The sequence below is a fragment of the Longimicrobiaceae bacterium genome (assembly GCA_035696245.1).
Taxonomy (GTDB): domain Bacteria; phylum Gemmatimonadota; class Gemmatimonadetes; order Longimicrobiales; family Longimicrobiaceae; genus DASRQW01.
Window position 1 is genome coordinate 1 of record DASRQW010000272.1, and the last position, 5,036, is coordinate 5,036.

A 5,036-nucleotide genomic window follows, 5' to 3' on the forward strand; every position below is an offset into this window, starting at 1 on the left:
TCGGCGCTGATGGTGTGGCACAACGGCACCATCCTGGTCGCCAGCAAGACGCAGGCGATCTTCTGGGGCTCTCAGTGGAACACCGCGTCGTTCGCGGGCGACAAGATCACCGGCCTCGACAGCTTCTTCCAGGGCTTCGGCGGCAGCGGCTACGCGCTCACGAACACCGAGTACACGGGCAGCAACGGCCAGGTGACGGCCGCCTCCACCTACCTGGGCCACGTGATCGACACCAGCACGCCCCCCAGGCGGGCCCTCACCGTCTCGGGTGCCGTTGCCGAGGCGTGCAAGGTCACGGGCAACAACCCCGACCCGAACGCCCTGTATCTTATCTACACGGCAACCACGGCGGGCAACGTGAGCTACTGCGCGTGGCACAGCTACGGCACGTGCACGGGCGGCAAGCCGCTGCAGGTGGCATACATGCCGCGTCTGGACGGCATCGCCGGGTGCGACCCGGGCGACACGTGGACCACGCACTCGCAGGGGCTGTCGGCCATCGCCAGCGTCACGGCGCACGAGCTGTCCGAAGCCATCACCGACCCGCGCAACGGCGGCTGGTACGATGCCTCGGGGCAGGAGAACGGCGACAAGTGCGCCTGGTCGTTCCACGCTCCCGTCACGCTGTCCAACGGCTCGGTGTGGAAGCTCCAGATGGAGTGGTCGAACGTCGCCTACACGGCCGGCACGGGCTTCCTCAACCTCAGCGGCCAGAAGGGCTGCCTCCAGGGCTGACGGAGACGCGCCGGCCGGCCGGAGGACGCCGATCCTCCGCCGGCCGGCGTGAATCGGATCGAGGTGCGGAAGGGCCGGGGATCGCCTCCCCGGCCCTTCCGTCTTCGGTTCGGCGAGGCTTTACCTGCGCCCCCGGCCCCGCCCGCCTCCCCCGCCCTTGCGGCCCTTGCCGCGTCCCCGGCCGGCGGGCTCCTTGTCCCCGCCGCCGTGACCGTGGCCGTGGCGCTGGGCCTTGCGGCGCCCGCCCTTCTCCTCGGGCGAGCGGTGCGGGCGGTCGCTGGCGATTTGCGCGCGGGCCTCGTCGAGCGTGGCGGCGCGTACCGCCTCGCGCTTGCCGCGGATCACGGTCCAGTGCAGCGGACGGTCCAGCTCCGGGAGCGCCGACTCGTCCACGTACTCGAGCACCTTCTCCGGAATCCGGGCGCGCACCACGGGCACGTCGCCGTCCAGGTGGTAGTCCAGCGGGAACTCCTGCCCGCCGATGGAAATGCTGTCCGGCAGCGACATCCACCGTTCGCGCTCCGCCGCGGGGATGATCTCGTCCGGACTCACGCGCAGCGGCGTCTCGATGAAGTCCGCGTACGAATTCACGCCCTCCAGCTTCTTCGCCAGGTAGTCGACCACGGCGTCCTCGTCCATGCCGCCCGCCTGGCCGGCCGAGCGGCGGTACACCTCGCGCAGCTCGCGGAAGGCGGCGCGGTTGTCGCTCGCGTCGCGATGGTGCGCGAGGCCTGCGGCCAGGGCCTCCGCGAGCGCGCGGCGGGCCGGCTCCTCCAGCCCGGCGGGGAAGGCGTCGATGCCCTCCTCGTCGCTGTCCAGCTCGAAGCCGTGGTACACGCGCGTCCGCTTCAGCCGCAGCGGAGCGCGGCGGTGCGCCAGGTCGTACACGAACTCCGGCTCGCCCTCTTCCGCGAACTCCCACAGCAGATCGTACGGCAGCTGCGTGCCCTCGATGGACCCGCGCGCGCGGCCGAAGCGGTCGCTGAAGTAGCGCAGCTCGCCCGCCACCGCGCCCCAGCTTCCGCACACGCTGTTCTTCGAGACGCTCACCTCCTCGCCCCAGCTCGTCTCCTCGTCCACCACCAGGCTGAACGGCATGACCCGCGCGACCAGGCGCTGCCAGTCGCGGATCAGGTTGTCGTTCAGGCGCGGAAGGCTGCGCGGCAGCGGCAGGTCGAGCGAGCGGTAGATGGAGGCGATGGCGAGCGCGCCGTCCTCGATGGACCGGATCAGCACGCCGTGCTCCTCGCTCCACGTCTCCAGCGACTTGTCGTCGAACACGTGCCGGGGCAGGCCGTACACCTGACCCAGCGAGCCGCACGTGCGCAGCGCGTCCTCGTAGATGCGGTAGATGGTGAGGTGGTCGCTGCCCGGCACCACGAAGCCGGCGATGTCGTTCTCCGCGCGCAGCATGCGGTGCAGCGACTCGATGCTGGCGCAGGTGGCGACGATGGGGATCAGGTGCTCGTCGGAGTTGACCAGCATCTCGCCCCACGAGCGGTCCACCGGCAGCACCTCGACCTTGCGGCCGTACGCCGTGAGCCGGTTCTTCTCGATCAGCCCGCGGGCCTCCAGCATCTCCACCGCGCGGCGGTAGGCGATGCGGTCCAGGGGCACCGGCAGCTCGAGCTCATCGGCCCGCACGCCCATGTCCGCGCAGGTAAGCGCCACTCGCTCGGGATCGCCCGCGAGCTGGAAGTCCGGCTCGGTGGGCCGCAGCGCGTCGAAGTCGATGTCGCGCTCGGAGAGGATCCACACCTCGCCGTTCTCCACCCGGCCGTGCACGCGCCCCGCCATCTGCAATATCTCGTTGGCCCCCAGCGGCAGGCGGGTGAGCACGCTCTTGCCCTTCTTCACCAGCGTGGTGAAGCGCGCATCCTCGATCACCACCGTGTCCAGCCCCTGGATGTTGAGCGCGGACTGCCCTGCCGCCGTCATGGACAGCATGTACGGGTGCGGCGCGTCGCCCTCCAGGAACGGGCGCAGCGTGGCGATGGGCTCGCCGCCGTGGTAGAAGGCGGTATAGACGCCCTTCCACTTCTCCCCGATCTCCCGCGCGATCTCTTCCGCCCCGGCGCGCGTGGGGACGAAGACGGCCACGCCGCGACGCCCCTTCACCACGTGCCGCATGAAGCGGTCGGCCAGGAAGCCCAGCGGCTTGGCCGTGTTGGAGACGCGCACCTCCGCCGCCTTCGCCGGGTCGAACGCCGACGACTCGATCACCTCCGCCGCGTCCAGGTAGTTCGCGTAGAACGTGGGATCGACCGTGGCCGACAGCCACACGAAGCGGCACCCCGCGCGCTTCGCCAGCGCCAGGCACAGCTCCAGCTCGGCAGACGTCTGGTGGATCTCGTCGACCACCACGACGTCGTCCGCCGTGATCAGGTCGTCCTGGAGCCATCGCCGCGCGATGCCGGTGGTGACGATGACCACGTTCCAGCTCGGCGTCTCGGGCGTCGCCTCGCGCTCGCGGTTCACCACGCCGGCGCGAATGTCCAGCCCGACGATCTCCTCCGCCATGGGGCGGATCGCCAGCGTCTTGCCGGTGCCCGTGCCCGCCACGATGCCGAAGCCCTTGCCCTCGCGCGCCAGCCGGCGGATGTCGTCGCCGTGCTCTCGCCCCAGCACCGTCTCTATGCCGGTGAGCCCCACGCCCAGCTCGATCGTCTCGCAGGCGGCGCGCGTGGGGGCGATCACCACCACGCGCCCCTCGGGCGGACGGCCGGGGTAGCGCTCGGAGGGAGGGGTGGTGGAGACCTCTACCATGGGCTCTCGGTGCGTGTGCGTGGTTGACGGGGCGCGGCGGGCCGGCCTAGTGTGTTACCTCGCACGCCACGAGCGCAAGAACTCCGCCATCCACGGAAACGAGTCCCCGCTTGGATTCCACAGTATCCACGCTGCTATTCACCGGCGCCGCGCAGGTCGCCGCCTGCACCGGCGCGCCTCGCGAATCGGACGCGAACGACCCGTCCGCCGTCCTCGCCGGCGCCGCGGTGGCCGTCCGCGGCGGCGTAGTGCTCGAAGTCGGCCCGGAACCCGAGGTCGCCGGCCGGTATCCGGATGCGGAGAAGGTGGGCTGCGTGGGCGGGGTCCTCACGCCGGGCTTCGTCGACTCGCACACGCACGCGGTGTTCGGTAGATACCGCACGGACGAGTACGCGCTGCGCTGCCGCGGCGTGCCGTACATGGAGATTGCGCGGCGCGGCGGCGGCATCAACGCCTCCGTCCGCGACCTGCGCGCCCGCTCGGAAGACGAGCTGGTGAAGATGGCGCTGCCCCGCCTGGCCGACCTTCTCGCAGGAGGCACCACCACGGCGGAGGTGAAGAGCGGCTACGGGCTGGACACGGAGGCCGAGCTGAAGACGCTCCGGGCCATCCGCCGCCTGAACGAGATGCAGCCCGTGGAGCTGGTCCCCACGTTCCTGGGCGCGCACGAGTTCCCGCCCGAGTACCGCGACCGCCGCGACGCCTACGTGGACCTCCTCGTCCGCGAGATGATCCCCGCCGTCGCGGAGGCGGGGCTGGCGCGCTTCTGCGACGTGTTCATGGAGCCCGGCGTCTTCGACCGGGCGCAGAGCGAGCGCGTGCTCCGCACGGGGCTGGACCACGGCCTGCGCCCCAAGATGCACGCCGACGAGCTGGAGGGCAGCGGCGGCGCGGAGCTGGCGGTGGAGCTTGGCGCCGCATCCGCCGACCACCTGGGCGACATATCGGAAGCCGGCATCCGCGCGCTCGCCGGCTCGTCCACGGTCGCAACGCTGCTGCCGGCGACGCTCTTCTTCCTCGGCCGCCCGCGGTGGGCGCCGGGACGCGCGCTGCTGGACGCGGGCGCCACGGTTGCGCTGGCGACGGACTTCAATCCTGGCTCGTCGCCCACGCCCAGCATGGCGTTCATCCTCACCGCCGCCTGCTCCCGCATGGGCCTCAGCCCCTCTGAAGCCCTCCGCGCCGCGACGGCCGGCGGCGCCTCGGCTCTGGAGCTGTCCGACGGCCGCGGCACCCTGCGCCCCTGCGCCCCCGCCGACCTCGTCCTCTGGCGCACCGAGACGGTGGACGAGATCCCGTATCGCCTCGCGGCGCCCGTCGTCGCAGGCGTCTGGAAGGCCGGCAAACGCGTGGTGTGATCGGGAGATGCACATCTCCCGAAAAGCCCGATGATTCTGCGTCGGCCTGGCTGCTGAAATCGCGTCAACGACTGCGCAAATTTCCGCTGCGGTGACTAACCCTGACGCCGGGACGATCTCGCTCGCCCCGCCCTCCCGCGAAAGCCCAGTGCGAGTCGCGGGCGGGGCGGAGGGAGG

At 71.4% G+C, this 5,036-nt stretch carries 3 protein-coding genes; 2 read left to right on the top strand and 1 reads right to left on the bottom strand.

Annotation, left to right across the window (positions count from 1 at the left end; translation table 11 throughout):
- On the top strand, positions 1–735 hold a 735-nt coding region (locus VFE05_12585), incomplete at its 5' end, for a hypothetical protein (protein ID HET6230901.1).
- A 120-nt stretch (positions 736–855) separates the two neighbouring features.
- On the opposite strand, the gene VFE05_12590 is transcribed toward VFE05_12585, so the two are convergent.
- Positions 856–3,501, bottom strand: coding sequence for a hypothetical protein (locus tag VFE05_12590; GenBank protein ID HET6230902.1), 2,646 nt, complete (start codon positions 3,499–3,501; stop codon positions 856–858).
- Positions 3,502–3,611: 110 nt separating this feature from the next.
- Here VFE05_12590 and hutI point away from each other — a divergent pair, with 110 nt between their 5' ends.
- Positions 3,612–4,859, top strand: coding sequence for an imidazolonepropionase (gene hutI / locus VFE05_12595; protein HET6230903.1), 1,248 nt, complete (start codon positions 3,612–3,614; stop codon positions 4,857–4,859).
- The last annotated feature ends 177 nt before the right edge of the window (positions 4,860–5,036 follow it).

Bases quoted from the DNA above. Each gene is read 5' to 3' on its own strand.
- VFE05_12590 (HET6230902.1), bottom strand. From the start codon at position 3,501: ATGGTAGAGGTCTCCACCACCCCTCCCTCCGAGCGCTACCCCGGCCGT.